This is a genomic window from Streptomyces sp. NPDC006368 (assembly GCF_040612535.1).
Classification (GTDB): Bacteria; Actinomycetota; Actinomycetes; order Streptomycetales; family Streptomycetaceae; genus Streptomyces.
Window position 1 is genome coordinate 194,327 of record NZ_JBEXQK010000004.1, and the last position, 17,249, is coordinate 211,575.

Sequence of the window (17,249 nt, forward strand, 5' to 3'; positions counted from 1 at the left end):
GTCCCGTACGGAGAGGACGGGGTTCCCCGAGGTCGCGGGGGTCACAGCATCAGCTCCGATCGGCGGCGCGGATTGAGCCGTTCCCGCCAGGCGCCGGCGAGGCCCGCGATGGCCAGGGTGGGGATGATCAGGAAGAGGCCGGGGAAGAGGGTTGGCCACCAGTCACCGGCCAGGAGCGAACCGCGCGCGCTCTGCACCAGGTTGCCGAGGCTCGCCTGGTGCGCGGGCAGGCCCAGGCCCAGGAAGGACAGGGCGGACTCGTGCCACATCGCGTGCGGCACCATGAGGACCGCCGCGAGCGCGGCCTGCGGGAGGACGGCCGGCAGGAGATGCCGGGTCGTCACCCGCCATCGCGACGCGCCGCCGGAGATCGCCGCGTCGATGTACGGGCGGGAGCGCAGCGACAGCACTTCCGAGCGCACGATGCGTGCGGTGGACAGCCAGTGCGTGAGCGCCACGGAGACGATGACCGGCCACACACCGGGGCGGAACATCGCCACGATGAAGATGCCGAGCAGCAGGTGCGGGACGGACGAGAAGGTGTCGACGAGCCGCATGACGAGCCGGTCGGTCCAGCCGCCGAAGGCCGCGGCCAGGGCGCCCACCGCCGTGCCGATGACGGTGGCGACGAGCGCCGCGACCAGGCCGACGAGGAGGGAGACGCGCAGTCCGTAGACGCAGCGCAGGAGCAGGTCGCGGCCGACGTCGTCGGTGCCGAAGGGGTGGGCCGCGGAGGGCGGCTGGAGCTTCAGCGACAGGTCGACGGCCTGCTGGTCGAGCTGGACCAGCGGCGGTACGAGGAGCACGGCGGCCACGACCGCCGCGACGATCACGGCGGAGACGGACACCCGGACGGTACGGGTGGAGCGGCGCGTGCGCCCGTGGGACGTCCACACGAGGTCAGCCATCGAATCCCACCCTCGGGTCGGCGAGTCCGTACAGGAGGTCGGACAGCAGGTTGCCGAGCAGGACCGCCGCCGTGGCGAGCACGGTGAGCGCGGCGAGCAGCGGGAAGTCCACGGAGGTGGCGGCCTGGACGGTCGCCGCCGCGATGCCGGGCCAGCTGAACACGGTCTCGACGAGGAGGGCGCCCGTGATGAGTTCGGGCACGCGGGAGCCGATGAGGGTGAGCATCGGCAGCATGCCGGACCTGAGCGCGTGCCCGAGGAGCACGGTGCGTTCGCCGAGGCCACGCGCGCGTGCGCCCCGCACGGGGTCCTCCTCCAAAGCGTCGGCGACGCCCTGGCGGACGTACAGGAAGAACCACGGCAGCTGGGACACGCCCAGGACGAGCGCGGGCAGCACCAGGTGCGAGGCGACCTGCCCGAAGGTGACGGTGTCGCTGCCCGTGTCGGTGAGTCCGCCGGCCGGCAGGATCCCCAGCTCGAGCGCGAAGAACCAGATGGCGAGCAGCCCGAGCCAGAACGCGGGGGCGGCTTCGAGGGTGTACGCGGCGGAGCTGACGCACCGGTCGAGCCAGCCGCCCCGCCTCCGTGCCGCGAGCACGCCGAGCGCCGTGCCGAGCAGGATGGCGACGGTGAACGCGGTGGCGGCGAGCAGGGCCGACCAGCCGATCCGCTCGGCGATGACGTCGGCGACGGGCTGGCGCATGACGCCGGAGGTTCCGAGGTCACCGGTGAGGGCCGATCCCAGCCAGTGCCACCAGCGTGAGACGAGCGGCTGGTCGACGCCGAGGTTGGCGCGCAGCTGGTCGAGGTTCTCCTGCGAGGCGGTGAGGCCGGCGGTGCCGGCGTACGCCTTGACGGGGTCGAAGGGGGAGGCCGCGGCGACGGCGAAGACGCCGAACGTCACCAGGAGGAGGACGGGGACGGCGAACAGGGCCCGCCGTCCCGCCATCCGGGCCATCGCCCCCCAGGGGAGGCGGCGGCCCGCTTTGTCGGCGGTCACTTCTCGGCGCCCTTGGGCGTCCAGTCCTCGACGTTCCACCAGGGGCCGGCGGCGAGGCCGTGGTCGTGCGGCTCGACCTGGGTGGAGAGCCCGTCCCACGCGTCGTCGACGACGTACAGGTGGTCGATGTGGGTGAGGAAGGTGTAGCCGGGGTTCTTCACGAGTTCGCGCTGGACGGTGTCGTACGCGGCCTTGCGCTTGGCCTTGTCGTTGGTGGTGCGGCCGGCGTCCAGGGCCTTGTCGACGGCCGGGTTGTCGTACCAGGCCATGTTGTTGAAGCCGTCGCCGCCGAGGGAGGACTTGAGCAGCAGGTACTGGTCGAAGTCCGGGTCGCCGGGCGAGCCGCCGCCGGCGAGGACCGCGTCCTGCTTCATGCGCGGCTCGATGACCTCCCACGTACCGGCCTGCGTCCTGATGTCGATGCCGGCCTTCTTGGCGTCGGAGGCGTACGCGAGGGCGTGCTCCTGGCGGAGCTTGTCACCGGAGAGGTACCAGAGGGGGAACTCGGCGCGGACGCCGTCCTTGACGCGGATGCCGTCGGGGCCGGGCTTCCAGCCGGCGTCGTCGAGGATCTTCTTCGCAGCGGCGAGGTCGTGGGAGCGCTCGGTGCCCTTGGTGAACCAGGGGCTGTCGGTCGGGACCGGGCCGTAGGCGGGCTTTCCGGCGCCTTCGAGGATCTTGTCGACCATGGTCGCGCGGTCGACGGCGACGTCGAGGGCGCGGCGGACCGCGGTGTCGCCGGTGACCTTGTTGTGGGTCGGCAGGGTCACGAGGCGGTAGTCGTACGTCGTGGCCTCGTACGTCTTCTTCGCCTTGTCGTTCGTGAACCCCTTGGCGAGGTTGGGGGGCAGGATCGCGCCGTCCAGGTCGCCGGAGCGCAGCCGGGTGGCGCGGACGTCGTCGTCCTTGATGATCGCCATGGTGAACTTCTTCACCTTGGGCGCGCCGCCCCAGTAGCGGGGGTTGGCCCTGAAGCTGATCTTCTCGCCCTTGGACCAGCCGGTGAGGACGTAGGGGCCGGTGCCGATGGGCTTGGTGGTGAAGGGGCCGGCGTTGACGTCCTGCTTCGCCGCTATGTGCTCGGGGGCGATGGCGAGGACGGTGCGCTCGGCGAACGGCGCGTAGGGGTACTTCAGGGTGAACACGACGGTGTCGTCGCCGACCGCCTTGACGTCCTGGAGGGCGTCGAGCTCGCTCTTGGAGGGGTTGTTGGTCTTCTTGTCGAGGATGGTGCGGTAGGTGAAGACCACGTCCTTGGCTCCGAACGGCTTGCCGTCGCTGAACGTCACACCCTTGCGGAGCTTGTACGTGTACGTGAGACCGTCCGCGCTCACCTCGGGCAGCGCGGCGGCGAGGGCGGGCCTGAGCCTCATGCCGGCGTCGAAGGCGAGCAGTCCGTCGAAGATCTTGGAGTTGCCGTCCTTGCCGTAGCCGAGGAGGGGGCTGAGCGTCTCGGGCTCGTAGGCGATGCCGACGACGGCGCTGTCCTGGGCCGCGGCGCCCGCTCCGGTGGCACCCGGGTTCGAGCAGGCCGCCGCGGTGAGGGCCAGGGCTGCGGCCATCGTCGCGGCGGCCATGCCGCGCAGGGATCGGGCGGTCATGTTCCACACCCCTCGTGAAGATCAACTGTTGTTGCGAACTGTTCGCAATTAAACAGCACGTAGGAGGGTGCGGTCAGCCCACGGTCCTTACCCGGTGCTCGGGGTGCTGTGTCCGGTCATGTCCGGGAAGGGGGGCGGCCCCGGCCGGGGCCCTCAGGCCGGGGCGGGCAGGTCGACCAGGCCGGCGAGGGTCTCCTTGTGCCGGGCGACCGAGCCGAGCGCGATCTGGTCGGCCTTGGCGCGCTTGAGGTAGAGGTGCGCGGGGTGTTCCCAGGTCATGCCGATACCGCCGTGCAACTGCACGCACTCCTCGGCCGCGTGCACGGCGACCCGCGAGCAGTGGACCTGGGCGACCGCCACGGCGAGCGGTGCCTCGGGGCTGCCGGTGGCGAGCGCGTCGGCGGCGTTACGGGCGGCGGCGCGGGCGCTGACGACCTCCAGCCACAGCTGCGCCATGCGGTGCTTGAGCGCCTGGAAGGAGCCGATGGGCCGGTTGAACTGGTGGCGATCGCGGGTGTGGCGGACCGTCTCCTCCAGGCACCACTCGGCCACGCCCAGTTGTTCGGAGGCGAGCAGCCCGGCGCCCGCGAGCAGCCCGCGGCGCACCGCCGTCCGGGCGGTGTCCGCGTCGGCGAGCCGGGTGCCCACGCCGTCGGGCACGGTGACCGCGGCGAGCGGGCGGGTCAGGTCGAGGGGGGTCCGCGGCGCGATGGTGGCGTCGGCGGCGTCGACGGCGTACAGCCCGTCGGGGCGGAGCACGAGCAGGACGTCCGCGCGGGCGGCGTCGGCGACGCCGGTGACCGTGCCCGTGGTGGGCTCGTGGCCGGGGCCGGCGGAGAGCGGGACGGCGAGCGCGGCGACCGTGCGGCCGGCGGCGAGGCCGGTGAGCAGGTCCACGGCCGGGTCGCTCGCTTCGAGGGCCAGCAGCGTCTCGGTCGCGATGACGGAGCTGGTGAGGTACGGCACCGGGGTGACGGCGCGGCCCAGTTCCTCCAGGACGACGGCGGCCTCGCGGTGGGTCGCGCCCTGGCCCCCCAGCTTCTCGGGGACGAGGAGCCCGGCCGTACCCATGTCGGCGGCGAGGGCCCTCCAGAGGGCGGGGTCGTGGGCGCTCCCGGATTCGACGCGACCCGGCAGGCCGGCCGGGTCGGCGCGGTCGGCGAGGAGGGACCGTACGGCGGCGCGCAGGTCGCCCTCGGCCTCGGAGTACAGCAGGTCGGTCATCGCGCCAGGTCCTTCCATGCGACGTCCTTGTCGTTGCGCGGCTCGGAGGGCAGCCCGAGGACGCGCTCGGCGACGATGTTGAGGAGCACCTCGCTCGTACCGCCCTCGATGGAGTTGCCCTTGGAGCGGAGGTAGCGGTAGCCGGCGTCGCGCCCGGTGAAGTCGACGTGCTCGGGGCGGCGCATGGTCCAGTCGTCGTACAGCAGCCCCTCGTCGCCGAGGAGTTCGACCTCCAGGCCGCTGATCTCCTGGTTGAGGCGGGCGAAGGCCAGTTTCATGCCGCTGCCCTCGGGTCCAGGCTGGCCCGCGACGAGTTGCTGGCGCAGCCGTTCGCCGGTCAGCCGGGCGACCTCGGCGTCCACCCACAGGTCGAGCAGGCGCTGGTGGAGGTGGTGGGTGCGCAGCTCGGGGCGGTCGCGCCAGGTCCGCGAGACGGACCCGATCATGCCGCCCTCGCGCGGGATGCGGGCGCCGCCGATGGAGACGCGCTCGTTCATCAGGGTCGTCCGGGCGACCCGCCAGCCGTCGCCGACCTCGCCGAGGCGGTGGGCGTCCGGGATGCGTACGTCGGTGAGGAAGACCTCGTTGAACTCCGCCTCGCCGGTGATCTGGCGCAGCGGCCGGACCTCGACGCCGGGGTCGGTCATGTCGCACAGGAAGTACGTGATGCCGCGGTGCTTGGGCACGTCGGGGTCGGTGCGGGCGATGAGGATGGCCCAGCGGGCGACATGGGCGCTGGACGTCCACACCTTCTGTCCGTTGACCACCCAGTCGTCCCCGTCCCGTACCGCGCGGGTGGACAGCGCGGCGAGGTCGGAACCGGCGCCGGGCTCGCTGAACAGCTGGCACCACACCTCCTCCCCCACCCACAGCGGGCGCAGGAAGCGCTGCTTCTGCTCCTCGGTGCCGTACGCGAGGATCGTGGGGGCCGCCATGCCGAGGCCGATGCCGATGCGGCGCGGGTCGTTGTCGGGCGCCCCGGCGGCTTCCAGTTCTGCGTCGACGACGGCCTGGAGGGAGCGGGGGGCGTCCAGGCCGCCGAGCCCGACGGGGTAGTGCACCCAGGCGAGGCCGGCGTCGAAGCGGGCCTTGAGGAAGTCGGTCCGTCCGGTCGCGGCGCGTGGGGTGTCCCCGCCGGAGGCGGGGACAGGGTGCGCGGCCAGCAACTCCCGGGTGCGGCGGCGCAGCTCGGTGGCGTCGATCACTTGGTGGCTCCTTCCGGTACGACGACCAGGCGGCCGGTGGTCGTGCCGTCGGCGACGCGCTGCACGGCGGCCGGGGCGTCCTCGAAGGCGACGCGGTCGCTGATCAGCGGCTTGATCAGGCCCTTGGCCGCGTACTCGGTGAGGGTGTCGTGGCAGCGGCGGACGGCCTCGGGGTCCCGCTGGTTGTACAGGCCCCAGTGGAGGCCCACGATGGAGTAGTTCTTGACCAGGGCGTGGTTGAGGCCGGGTGCCGGGATGTCGCCGCTCGCGAAGCCGACGATCACGATCCGGCCCTCGAAGGCCACGCACTTGGCGGACTTGGCGTACGCGTCTCCGCCGACCGGGTCGTAGACCACGTCGGCGCCCCGGCCACCGGTGGCCTCCTTGACGGCCGCGACGATGTCGTCGGCGCTCCGGTCGATGACGGTGTCACAGCCGAACTCACGGGCGACGGCGGCCTTCGCGGCGCCGCCGACGACCCCGATGACCCGCGCGCCGGCCGCCCTGCCGAGCTGTACGGCGGCGCTGCCGACGCCGCCCGCGGCGGCGTGGACGAGGAGCGTCTCGCCCTCCCTGAGGGCCGCCCTGCGGTGCAGTCCGAACCAGCCGGTCTGGTAGCCGATGTGCAGGGCGGCGGCCTCGGCGTCGTCGAGCGCGTCGGGCGCGGGCAGGATCGCGGCCTCGTCGGCGACGACGTACTCGGCGAAGCCGCCGTACGGCAGGGCGGGCGTGGCGATGACGCGGCGGCCGTGCTCGGTCTCGCCGCAGATCTCCACGCCGGGCGTGAAGGGCAGCGGGGGGCGTACCTGGTAGTGCCCGCGGCAGAGCAGCGCGTCGGGGAAGTTGATGTTGGCGGCCCGGACCTTCAGCAGGAGCTGCCCGGCGCCGGGCGTGGGCCGGTCCACCTCTTCGAGCCGCATCACCTCGCTCGGCTCGCCGTTCCGGTGCACTCGCCATGCCTGCATGGGGGGCCTCCACAAGAGTCGGGACGTACCAGTACCGCGATGGCTCGCATACTAAGCGGTCGCTTGCCTCGGACGGAAGAGGCAGCGCGAGGTGGTGAGCCTCCGGTGGTCACCGGGCGATGGCTCTGGTCACGCGGGTGAGGCGCGCACCGGTGCCTCGCCGGCGACCGGGTGACGGGCTGCGCGGCGGACGGGGCGACGACGGCCACCCGGCTCCCCGTGGCCTCCCCGTATCCCCGCGGCCTCCCGCGACCGCGCACCGGTGTTGAACGCGGCCCGGCCCGCCATCCGTATGGATCGGTGGTCCGCGCCCCCGCGCGGGCCTTCCACGGGCAGGGAGGGCAGTTCCATGGCCGGCGATGTCACCACGCTTTTCCGGGCGTCCACCGCGCACACCCCGTCGATCGCCATGCTCGACCGGGCGGCCGACGGGGGCCCGGGGCGGATCACGGACTTCTGCATCCCGTGCAACGCCTATTTCCCCACCCCCGCGATGTTCGACCGGCTCGGCGCGCGGCTGCGGGAGATCCTCACCTACTACCCGAGCGACGCCGACACCATCACCGTCGAGCTGTGCCGGGTCCTCGGCCTCGATCCGCGGACCGTCGCCATGGGCAACGGCTCCACCGAGCTCATCACCTGGATCGACCATCTGCTGGTCCGGGGGTCGCTGGCCGTTCCCGTGCCCACCTTCGGCCGGTGGACGGACCAGCCCATGGAGACCGGCAAGCGCGTCGACATGTTCATGCTGCCCGAGGCGTACGGCTTCCGGCTCGACCCGGATGCCTTCGTACGGTTCGTCCGCGCCAGAGGCACGCGTACGGCGGTCGTCTGCAACCCCAACAACCCCGACGGCGGCCTGCTGTCGAAGCATCAGGTGCTGTCCCTGTGCGACAGCCTCCAGGACCTGGACCTGGTCGTCGTGGACGAGTCGTTCCTGGAGTTCGCGGACGCGCCGGCGGAGTCCACCATCGTCGAGGAGGCCGTCCTGCGGCCCAACGTCATCGTGCTGCGCAGCCTGGGGAAGAACTTCGGCCTGCACGGCATACGCTTCGGCTACCTCGTCGCCAACCCGTCGCTGGCCGGCCGCATCCGCTCCGCGCTCCCGAAGTGGAACCTCAACTCCGTCGCGGAGGCGGTGGTGTTCATGTTGGGGGAGCACCGCGAGGAGTACGCCGAGAGCCTGCGCCTGGCCCGGCGGGACCGCCAGGAGATGATCGCCCGGCTGTCACCGCTGCCCGGTCTGACCGTCTACCCCTCCCAGGGCAACTTCGTCTACGTGCGGCTGCCGGTGGGGGCGGACGGGGCGCTGCTGCGCGACCGCCTGCTGACCGAGCACGGCGTGCTGGTGCGCGAGTGCGGCAACAAGGTGGGCAGCTCCAGCCGCTTCCTGCGCCTGGTCGTACGGCGGCCGGACGAGGTGCAGCGGCTGGTGTCGGCGATGGAGCAGGTGCTGTACGGCGCGCCGGCCCGGCCCGCCCCTGTCCGGACCGGCGTCACCCCGCAGCACCTGGAGCTCGTCCCGGCCTCCCCCGTGCCCGCGCCCGGGCCGGTGGCCGCCCCCCTGCCGATGCCGGTTCCCGTGCCGGCGGCGGTGGCGACGGCTGCCGCCGTCGCGCCGGTCCGGCCCATGGACATGGCGCGCGGCTACACGTCCTCCGGGACGGCGGCCGTCGACCGTCTCGTCTCCGGCGCGTAGTGACCCCGGCGGTCAGCGGCTGAACAGTTCGAAGGTCACCGCCGGGCGCCCGCCGAACCGAGGGGCCGCCGACCGGGCGTTCCGGGTGAGGAACTCCCGGCAGTACCGCTCCGGGTCCTGATCGGTCAGGGCGTCGATGTAGGCGCGGTGTTCCAGCAGCGAGCGTACGGCGCGGTCCATGCCGGGCGTCGCATCGACGGCGTGGGTGGGGGCGGAGGAGCCCGCGACCGCCACCCAGTGAACGCCGTCCCAGGGTTCGAGGCCCTGCTCGGTGAGCTCGGGGAAGATCCACCGGTTGCCGGCGTCCCCCGCCGCGTCGAGGGTGGCGCGGCCGACGACCACATGGTCGGGGGTGTTCCACGCGACACCGTCCCAGGTGTCGCGGTGGTTGAGCGTGAGGACCAGCTCGGGCCGGTGGCGGCGGATCGCGGCGGCGATGTCCCGGCGCAGCGCCGTTCCGTACTCGATCACCCCGTCCTTGTGGTCGAGGAACTCGACCTCGGACACGCCGACGACCGCCGCGCTCGCCCGCTGCTCGCGCTCGCGCAGCGGGCCGCAGGTCGCGGGGTCGAGGGTGTCGATGCCCGCCTCGCCGCGGGTGACGAGGACGTACGCCACCTCCCGGCCGGCGTCGGTCCAGGCGGCGACGGCGGCGGAGCAGCCGTATTCGAGGTCGTCGGGGTGGGCGACGACGGCGAGGGCACGCTGCCAGTCCTCCGGCATGGGCTGGAGCCGGTCGTCCGGTTGGGCGGTCACGTGATCGGTCATGCGCGCAGGATACGGGCGCAACCGTGCCCGCCTGCCCGACTTCGACTCCGTGGCCGACCGGACTGATGATCCGTCAGGCCTTGACTGGGCTGATAGGCCGTCAGGCCTCGCCGCGGGCGAGTGCGAGGAGGCGGTCCAGGACGCGGTGGCCGCTCGCGCGGACGCCGTCGTGCTCGTACTCGTCGGTGACCCAGGTCCGCAGCGAGCCGACGGCGCGGGCGGTGGCGAGCGAGTGGGCGGTGTCGACGTACATGTCGTCGTGGTAGACGGCGGCGGCGACCGGCACGGTGTTGGCGGCGAGCCGCCCCGCGTCGTACAGCGCCGGCCAGTCGGTGCGCGCGGCGAGCAGCTCGGCGGTCTCGCGCAGCGGGCGCAGGGCGGGGTCGACGTCGAAGTGCCAGGGGTGGATCGTCTCGCCGGTGAAGAGCAGCGGCCCGTCACCGGCGAGGGCCTTGCCCGCGTCGAACTGCGGGAACTCGGCGCGCACGCGCTCGGCCGCCCAGGCCGTGGGCCCCCGGCCCTGCGCGTAGATGGGCTCGTGCAGCAGGGCGTACAGCGGGTGTCCCGCGAAGGAGAGGGCGGCGTGGACCTCCTCCTGGAAGCCGTCGGAGAGGGCGGGGCCGGTGGGGGTGCGGACGAAGGCGTTCTCCAGGAGGTAGTGGAGGCGGTGGCTGCCGTCCCCGCTGCCGAGCAGGATGCCCAGCGACTGGAACGCCTCGGGGGTGAGGACGTAGCCGCCCGGCAGCACGGTGCGGTGCTCGGTGAGGTGCGCGGCGATGCGGCGGGCGCGTTCGACGTCCTGCGGGTAGCGGGCGTAGTGCGCCTCGACCTTCCGCTGGACGCGCGGGTAGGCGGCGCGGTAGACGTCGTCGGCGGGGGCGTCGAGGGAGGGCAGGCCGCCGGTGATGAGCACGGTGCGCAGGCCCCCGGGGGCGGTGGAGAGGTAGTGGGTGGCGCAGAAGCCGCCGAAGCTCTGGCCGAGTACGGTCCAGGGCGCGCCGCCCGTGAGCCGGCGCCGGATCAGCTCGCAGTCGCGCACGATGGAGTCGGCGCGGAAGTGGGCGAGGTGGTCGGCCTGGGCACGGGGGCCGCCGCGCAGCGGCAGCGTCTGGCGGTTGGCGGGGGTGGAGCGGCCGGTGCCCCGCTGGTCCAGGAGCAGCACCCGGAACTCCCGGACGGCGCGCCCGAGCCAGGCCTGGGTGCCGACGAAGCGTCGGGCCCCGAAGCCCGGTCCGCCCTCCAGGTACACCAGCCACGGCAGGTCCGCGCCCACCTGTCCGGCGGCCACGACCTCACGGCCGTAGAGTTCGATCCGCTCGCCCGACGGGTCGGTGTGGTCGAGCGGGACGGTGAAGCGGTGGTCGGTGAGGACGACGCCCGGCTGGCGGTAGCTGGTCAATGCGGCTCCTGTCCCTGCGTGTCGGTGCTCCCCCGCCCGCACAGTGCACCACATGCGGGCGGGGGGCACGATCAGCCGGTGCCGAGGGCTCGCGCGGACCTGATCCGCTCCCGTACCCAGACACCGGCGGGCTTGAGGGCGGTGGTGCCGGTCCAGGGGCCGTCGGCCGAGCACGTGCCGGGCCGGAAGACGGCGCCGGAGCGGTCGTCGTCGGAGAAGTTCCAGTTGACCCAGCTGATCTTCCTGCTCGCCATGAGGTCGAGATAGCGCTGCGCCATGGTGAAGTCGTTCGCACCCTCGCCCGCGTAGTCCTGGGTGCCGAACTCGGTGACGAAGACGGGCAGTTCACCGGCCGCCCTGGAGAGGGTGTCCAGGTACGCGTCGCGGTGCGAGGCGGCGTAGAAGTGGAAGGTGTACATGATGTTGGCGGCCCGCACCGGGTCGGCCACCACCTCGCTCTCGTCCGCCCCCTCGGAGACGCCGAACGACGACCACGCGCGCGTGCCGACGAGGACCGGGGTGTCGGGGTCCTTGGCGCGGATGACGGGGATGAGCTGCTCGGCGTAGCTGCGGATCCGGGACCAGCTGACCCCGCTGGGCTCGTTGGCGATCTCGTAGAGCAGGTTGTTCTTGTCGCCGTGGCGCTGGGCGATCTCGGTGAAGAAGGTCTTCGCCCGGCTCAGGTTGTGGTGCGGGTCCCCCGGGTTGAGCATGTGCCAGTCGACGATCGCGTACATGCCGCGTGCGGTGGCCCGGTCGATGAGGGAGTGCACGAGGTCGGTGTACTTGCGCGGGTCGGTTTCGTAGCCGCCCTCCTGGATGTACATGGAGACGCGCAGTACGTCGGCCTTCCAGTCGGTGGCCAGGGCGTTCAGGGAGCCGCTGGTGAGGCACTGGCTGTACCACTGCAGGCCGTGCGTGGACATGCCGCGCAACTGGACGGGCGTGCCGTGCTGGTTGCACAGCTTGGTGCCGCAGACCTTCAGCTGTCCGTTGACGGCGACCGGCGTCCCGGGCGCGGGGGCGGACGCGGTGGTGACCGCCGGGGCGGTCGGGGCCGCGGCCAGGGTGAGGAGGAGGGCGGCGGCGAGGCTTGCCGCGAGGGTGGCGGCGCCGCCGAGGGAGCGCCTGAGGATCCGTGCCGGTCTCATGTGGGGGTCTCCATTTCCGGGTGGACGGAGTCGAGACTGGAAGGAAAGTTTCCTAACCGTCCCGGAGGATGGATAGCAGGGACGGGAACCGTTCCACAAGGTCCATGACAAAAATGGGGGCGCGCGGAACCGTTCCGGCGAACTCGGCTCCCCCTGGGCCGTCTTCTGCGGAGCGGGCCCCCACACGTACGGTGATGTCCCCTGTATCCGACCCAGGTGGAGCCACCATGTCCCGATTCGATCTGCCCCTCGACGAACTCCGCGCCTACCGCAGCGCGTCGGCGGAGCCCGAGGACTTCGACGCCTTCTGGGCCAAGACCCTCGACGAGGCCCGGTCCCACGCGCTCGACGCGCGTTTCGAGCGGGTCGACACGCGCCTGGCGACGGTCGAGACGTACGACGTGACCTTCGCCGGCTTCGGCGGCCAGCCCGTCAAGGGCTGGTTCGTGATACCGGCCGGAACCCGCGAACCGCTGCCGGTGGTCGTCGAGTTCGTCGGGTACGGCGGCGGACGCGGCCTGCCGCACACGCACCTGCTGTGGGCGTCGGCCGGTTTCGCCCACTTCGTGATGGACACCCGCGGCCAGGGCAGCGGCTGGGCGCCCGGTGACACACCCGACCCGGTGGGCAGCGGGCCCGCCTACCCGGGGTTCCTCACCCGGGGCATCGAGGACCCGTACGAGTTCTACTACCGGCGCGTGTTCGCCGACGCGGTACGGGCCGTGGAGGCCGCGCGGTCGCACCCGCTGACCGACGCCTCGCGGACGGCGGCCATCGGCGCGAGCCAGGGCGGCGGGATCGCTCTCGCCGTCGCGGGCCTGGTCCCCGACCTGGCCGCGGTCGCGCCGGACGTGCCGTTCCTGTGCGACTTCCCGCGCGCGACGACGATCACCGACCGACACCCGTACCGGGAGGTGGCCTCCTACCTCAAGACGCACCGCGGCCGGACGGAGCGGGTGGCGCGGACGCTGGCGTACGTCGACGGGGTGCACTTCGCGGCGCGGGCGACGGCGCCGGCGCTGTTCTCCACCGCCCTGGAGGACCTCACGTGCCCGCCGTCGACGGTGTTCGCCGCGTTCAACGCCTACGCGCACGAGGACAAGGCGATCGAGGTGTACGACTTCAACGACCACGAGGGCGGCGACTTCTTCCAGCAGGCGGCGCAACTGCGGTGGCTGCCGGAGAAGCTGACGGCATGACGTTCCCGCGCTGACGCGGACCGTGCGGCGGCGCGGGCGCCATTGACCCGGTGACGGCGCGGGATCAGCCGCGGGCGGTTCGGCAGGTGCGGCAGGCTGTGGGGCTCGGCCCGGTCGGGTTCGGCGGCAGAGGCGACCTCGGTGGTACGCCTACTTCACGCCAGGTTCCGCGGTACGGCCGACCCGCACTGATCAGCAATTTTTGCCTTACGACAATAGTTGACCGCGCAATGCGGCTGTCGTGGATCGGCTGGATCTGGTTGACATGAAGGGGTGTTCTGCGGGCAGCGCATCGAACACGTGACCCCCCGCGTGGCAGCGTGTCTCACCCGGCGACCACTGAGGTTGCCGTGACGGAACATTTCCTGTGGGGGGAAGTTGATGCACTCACGTGCTTCGGGCACGCCTCTTCGGCGTGCCCGCAGATCGTCCACGTATGGCCTGGTCGCGGCTGTGGCCGCGCTGTCGCTGGCCGTCCCGGCGACACCGGCGCTGGCCGCTCCGGCCGATCCGGGACCGTCCTCGGTATGGGGCAAGAGCGGTCCCCGCTTCGAGGTTCCACCGGTTCGGGTCGGCTCGACCAAGCCCGTTGCCAACAAGGCGCAGGCGCCCGCGTCGCCGGAGGTGGCGGCGTGGCGTGCGGCGCAGAAGAAGCGGGCCGGCTCGGCGACGCCGGCCGCCCGCAAGTCCGTGATGAGCGCGCTGAGCACCCCGTACCGGCCCGAAGGCCAGGGCGCGGTTCCGTGGCACCAGATCTCCGACTTCCGGATCACCGATTCGCTGGTCGCGCGGATCAACCTGTCCAACGGCAATCTGATGCTGGCGGCCACGGACTTCGAGGTGGCCGGGGTGGGGCAGAAGTTGCGTCTGGCCCGCACCTACAACTCCTTCGACGCCCCGTGGGGCAAGGTGTCCCAGCGGTGGTGGCAGGAGTACGAGCGCTACCTCGTGATCGACACCTCCGAGGTCGTGCTCTACGACGCGACCGGGAACGCGGTGCGCTTCGCCAAGAACACCGACGGCACCTTCACCACGCCCAAGGGCTATTCGAAGGACCTGAAGAAGAACGCGGACGGCACCTACACGCTGACGGCGCGCAAGTCGGGGCTGAAGGACACCTACGACGCGTCGGGCACGCTGACGAAGGTCACGGACAAGAACAGCGGCACCATCACCGTCGACCAGCACGACGAGACCGGTGAGCACAAGGGCTTCAAGCTCACCGAGACCCGCTCCGGGCGCTGGGTCGACCTGGTCAAGACCTACCCGAGCCAGTGGCAGGCCAAGGACCACACCGGACGCACGGCCGTCTTCGACCTCGACAGCGGCGGCAACCTTTCCCGCACCACCGACACCGAGGGCAAGACCACCGCCTACGGCTTCGACGCCGACGGGCGCCTCGTGAAGATCACCACCCCCGAGGGGCGGGTGACGACCTTCACCTACGACGAGCACAACCGGGTGCGCTCCATGCTGCGCGCCACCGAGACCAACTCCACCGGCCACACCGGCCCCACTTACACCTACGCGTACTCCAACGTCGATCCCTCGGAGGCCGGGACGACCACGGTCACCGACCCGGAGCAGCACGCCACGAAGTACGAGCACAACGCGGACGGTGGGGTCACCAAGGTCATTGACGCGCTCGGCCGCTCCCGCTCCCGCACGTTCGACGCCAACCACAACATCGACACCGCCACCGACGCGATGGGCGTGGACGGCACCGGCGGCAACGTCACCGATTACGGGTGGGACGCCCGCAACAATCCCACCTCCGCCAAGCTGCCCACGGGTGCGACGGGAACGGCCGCCTGGCAGACCGTCGCCGGCGCCGACCTGCCGGGCACGATGACCAGCGCGGACGACGAGAAGACCGAATTCACGTACGACACGGCCGGCAACACCAAGTCCGTCGCCGTGATCGGTACGGGCGGCGGCAGCCAGTCCTTCGACTACAACCCCGCCACGCCCACCTGCGGCGGCTTCCAGGGCCAGCGGTGCAAGGTGACGGTGAAGATGTCCGGCACCAAGTCGGTCTCCACCTCCTTCACCTACGACGCCAAGGGCAACCTGACCAAGGTCACCCCGCCCGCACCACTCGGCGTCACGACCTACACCTATGACGCCCTCGGCCGGACCGCGACGGCGAAGGACGGCCGCGGCGTCACCACGCTGTACGAGTACGACGAGCGAGACCGCATCACCAAGGTCGACACCTCCGGCTACGCGACCGTCACCTACTCCTACGACGGTGACGGCAACCTCAAGCAGCGGTCCGACGGCTCAGGTGTCATCACGTACGACTTCGACCCGCTGTCCCGGGAGACGGTCCGCACCCTGCAGAACGGCTCGCAGACCAAGCTGACCTACACCCCGGCCGGCAACGTCGACACCTACACCGACCCGGCCGGCACCACCGACTACACCTGGAACGCGGCCAACAAGCTCACGCAGCTGAAGGACCCGACGGGCAAGGTCACCACCTACGCGCACAACAACAACGACTTCCGCACCAAGACCACCTATCCGGGCGGTACGGTCCAGGAAGTCACCCCGGACAAGTCCGGCCGCCCCGAGAAGATCAAGGCGACCTCGCCCAAGGGGACGCTGACGGATCTGTCCTACTCCTACCTCAACGGCACCAAGGACGGGGCGAAGATCCGCACCCGCACCGACGCCGTCGCCGGCATGAAGACCACGTACACCTACGACGGCGCCGGCCGCTTCTCCTACGCCAAGGAGGAGAAGGGCGCCACGCTGAACGACTCCTGGCAGTACTGCTACGACCTGGCCGGCAACCTCACCTCCCAGGGCACGGAGCCGGGTTGCCCGCGCGGCACCACGTACACCATCAACGACGCCCAGCAGATCACCGCCAAGAGCACTTCCACGGGGGTCTGGTCCTACGACAAGCTCGGCAACGAGACCGCTGGTGCCTCGACCCCCGAAGGCACCCGTACCGGTGAAACGTGGTCGGACCACTCGCAGCTGACGTCGATCACGGTCGGCGGCAAGACGTATGCGGGCCAGTACGGCTCCACCGACCAGTCCGAGCGCATCAAGCTGGGGGACACCTTCTTCCACAACGGCCCCCTCGGCCTGTCGGCCAGGACCACGGCCGGGGTGGACATGGGATTCAACCGGGAGCCCGGGGGCACCCTGAACTCCATGACGACCGGGGGCAAGTCGTACTACTACCTCACCGACGCGATCGGCTCCGTGATCGGCGTCGCGGATGAGGCCGGCGCCAAGGTCAACACCTACTCCTACAGCCCCCGCGGGGTCCAGCGTGCCGGCACCGGTGAGCAGGTGCCCCAGCCCTACCGGTTCGCCGGCGGCTACCAGGACCCCACCGGCCTCTTCCACTTCGGCGCCCGCTACTACGACGCCAACATCGGCCGCTTCAACTCCCCCGACCCCTCCGGCCAGGAGAAGAACCCCTACCTCTACGCCGAGGGCGACCCCGTCAACCGCATCGACCCGCGGGGAACCCTCAGCCTCAACGGAGTGATGGACACCGTCGGTAAGGCCGGGGACGCCATCGCTGCCGGTGAATTCGCCGGGCAGCTGATAACGGGAGACTACGAGGCAGCCGCTGGAACGGCGATCAGCTTCGCCGCCGACAAGGCATTCACTGCCGGGTGCACGTACCTGACCGGCGGAGCGGGAGCAATCCCCTGCGCCGTCGGTGGCATGGCGGTCGGAGAGGCCACGGAGGCGGCCTACGAAGACGCCACGAGCTAGAGCCGAACTTCTGGTTCCGCATCCAACGAAGGAGTTCTCGTGCAATCACCCGCTGATCCGAATGTACTGGCCTACAAGGGACTTGATGGTGTCCCTCTCTGGGTGTTGTTCGGAATCGCCGTCCTGGCCTTCGTCATCTTCGGAGTCGTACAGGCCCGGAAGAGGAAGTAGAACCTGAGAGCCAGGCAGTGGGCGGCGCCTGTCCAGGGTTCCGCCCACTGCCGATGGCAGCCGGCCCACCGGCCGGAGCGAGCGTGTCAGGCCGGGCGACACCTTCTTCCACATCGGTCCCCCTCGGCCTGTCGGCCTGGACCACGGCCGGGGGTGGACCTGCCGGCGGGGGGCATTCCCTCATCCTGGGCGGGGGTGGCACGTTCTCCCAGCGA

12 protein-coding genes are annotated in these 17,249 nt (G+C 71.5%); 3 read left to right on the top strand and 9 right to left on the bottom strand.

Annotated features, from left to right (window positions below; all coding sequences use genetic code 11):
• Positions 1–41: 41 nt before the first annotated feature.
• From ABZZ38_RS05985 to ABZZ38_RS06010, 6 genes are all read right to left on the bottom strand, one after another.
• Complete coding sequence (locus tag ABZZ38_RS05985) at positions 42–908, bottom strand: ABC transporter permease (protein ID WP_356736191.1); 867 nt, start codon at positions 906–908, stop codon at positions 42–44.
• Positions 901–1,866 carry an ABC transporter permease gene (locus ABZZ38_RS05990; RefSeq protein ID WP_356736262.1) on the bottom strand — a complete coding sequence of 322 codons (966 nt, stop codon included), beginning with the start codon at positions 1,864–1,866 and terminating at the stop codon, positions 901–903. Before ABZZ38_RS05990 ends, ABZZ38_RS05985 begins: the two co-directional genes overlap by 8 nt.
• Positions 1,867–1,904: 38 nt before the next feature.
• Positions 1,905–3,509, bottom strand: a complete 1,605-nt coding sequence (locus tag ABZZ38_RS05995; protein WP_356736193.1) for an ABC transporter substrate-binding protein — start codon at positions 3,507–3,509, stop codon at positions 1,905–1,907.
• Between the two features lie 153 nt (positions 3,510–3,662).
• On the bottom strand, positions 3,663–4,733 hold the full coding sequence (locus ABZZ38_RS06000; protein ID WP_356736194.1) for an acyl-CoA dehydrogenase family protein: 1,071 nt from the start codon (positions 4,731–4,733) through the stop codon (positions 3,663–3,665).
• Entirely contained in the window at positions 4,730–5,938 is a 1,209-nt protein-coding gene (locus tag ABZZ38_RS06005; protein ID WP_356736196.1) for an acyl-CoA dehydrogenase, read from the bottom strand. The genes ABZZ38_RS06000 and ABZZ38_RS06005 overlap by 4 nt, the downstream gene beginning before the upstream one ends.
• On the bottom strand, positions 5,935–6,903 hold the full coding sequence (locus ABZZ38_RS06010; RefSeq protein WP_356736198.1) for an NADPH:quinone oxidoreductase family protein: 969 nt from the start codon (positions 6,901–6,903) through the stop codon (positions 5,935–5,937). The genes ABZZ38_RS06005 and ABZZ38_RS06010 overlap by 4 nt, the downstream gene beginning before the upstream one ends.
• A gap of 349 nt (positions 6,904–7,252) precedes the next feature.
• On the opposite strand from ABZZ38_RS06010, the gene ABZZ38_RS06015 reads away from it, so the two are divergent.
• Positions 7,253–8,602, top strand: coding sequence for a histidinol-phosphate transaminase (locus ABZZ38_RS06015; protein WP_356736200.1), 1,350 nt, complete (start codon positions 7,253–7,255; stop codon positions 8,600–8,602).
• Between the two features lie 12 nt (positions 8,603–8,614).
• On the opposite strand, the gene ABZZ38_RS06020 is transcribed toward ABZZ38_RS06015, so the two are convergent.
• The 3 genes from ABZZ38_RS06020 to ABZZ38_RS06030 all read right to left on the bottom strand — a co-directional run bounded on the left by ABZZ38_RS06020 (position 8,615) and on the right by ABZZ38_RS06030 (position 11,920).
• A complete protein-coding gene (locus ABZZ38_RS06020) occupies positions 8,615–9,370 on the bottom strand; it encodes a PIG-L deacetylase family protein (RefSeq protein WP_356736202.1) in 756 nt (251 codons plus the stop codon).
• Positions 9,371–9,470: 100 nt separating this feature from the next.
• Positions 9,471–10,769, bottom strand: a complete 1,299-nt coding sequence (locus tag ABZZ38_RS06025) for an alpha/beta fold hydrolase (protein WP_356736204.1) — start codon at positions 10,767–10,769, stop codon at positions 9,471–9,473.
• A 71-nt stretch (positions 10,770–10,840) separates the two neighbouring features.
• Positions 10,841–11,920 carry a glycoside hydrolase family 5 protein gene (locus ABZZ38_RS06030; protein ID WP_356736206.1) on the bottom strand — a complete coding sequence of 360 codons (1,080 nt, stop codon included), beginning with the start codon at positions 11,918–11,920 and terminating at the stop codon, positions 10,841–10,843.
• 227 nt (positions 11,921–12,147) lie between these two features.
• On the opposite strand from ABZZ38_RS06030, the gene ABZZ38_RS06035 reads away from it, so the two are divergent.
• Both ABZZ38_RS06035 and ABZZ38_RS06040 read left to right on the top strand, forming a co-directional pair.
• Positions 12,148–13,119 carry an acetylxylan esterase gene (locus tag ABZZ38_RS06035; RefSeq protein WP_356736208.1) on the top strand — a complete coding sequence of 324 codons (972 nt, stop codon included), beginning with the start codon at positions 12,148–12,150 and terminating at the stop codon, positions 13,117–13,119.
• Between the two features lie 381 nt (positions 13,120–13,500).
• Complete coding sequence (locus ABZZ38_RS06040; RefSeq protein WP_356736210.1) at positions 13,501–16,863, top strand: RHS repeat-associated core domain-containing protein; 3,363 nt, start codon at positions 13,501–13,503, stop codon at positions 16,861–16,863.
• Positions 16,864–17,249 lie beyond the last annotated feature (386 nt).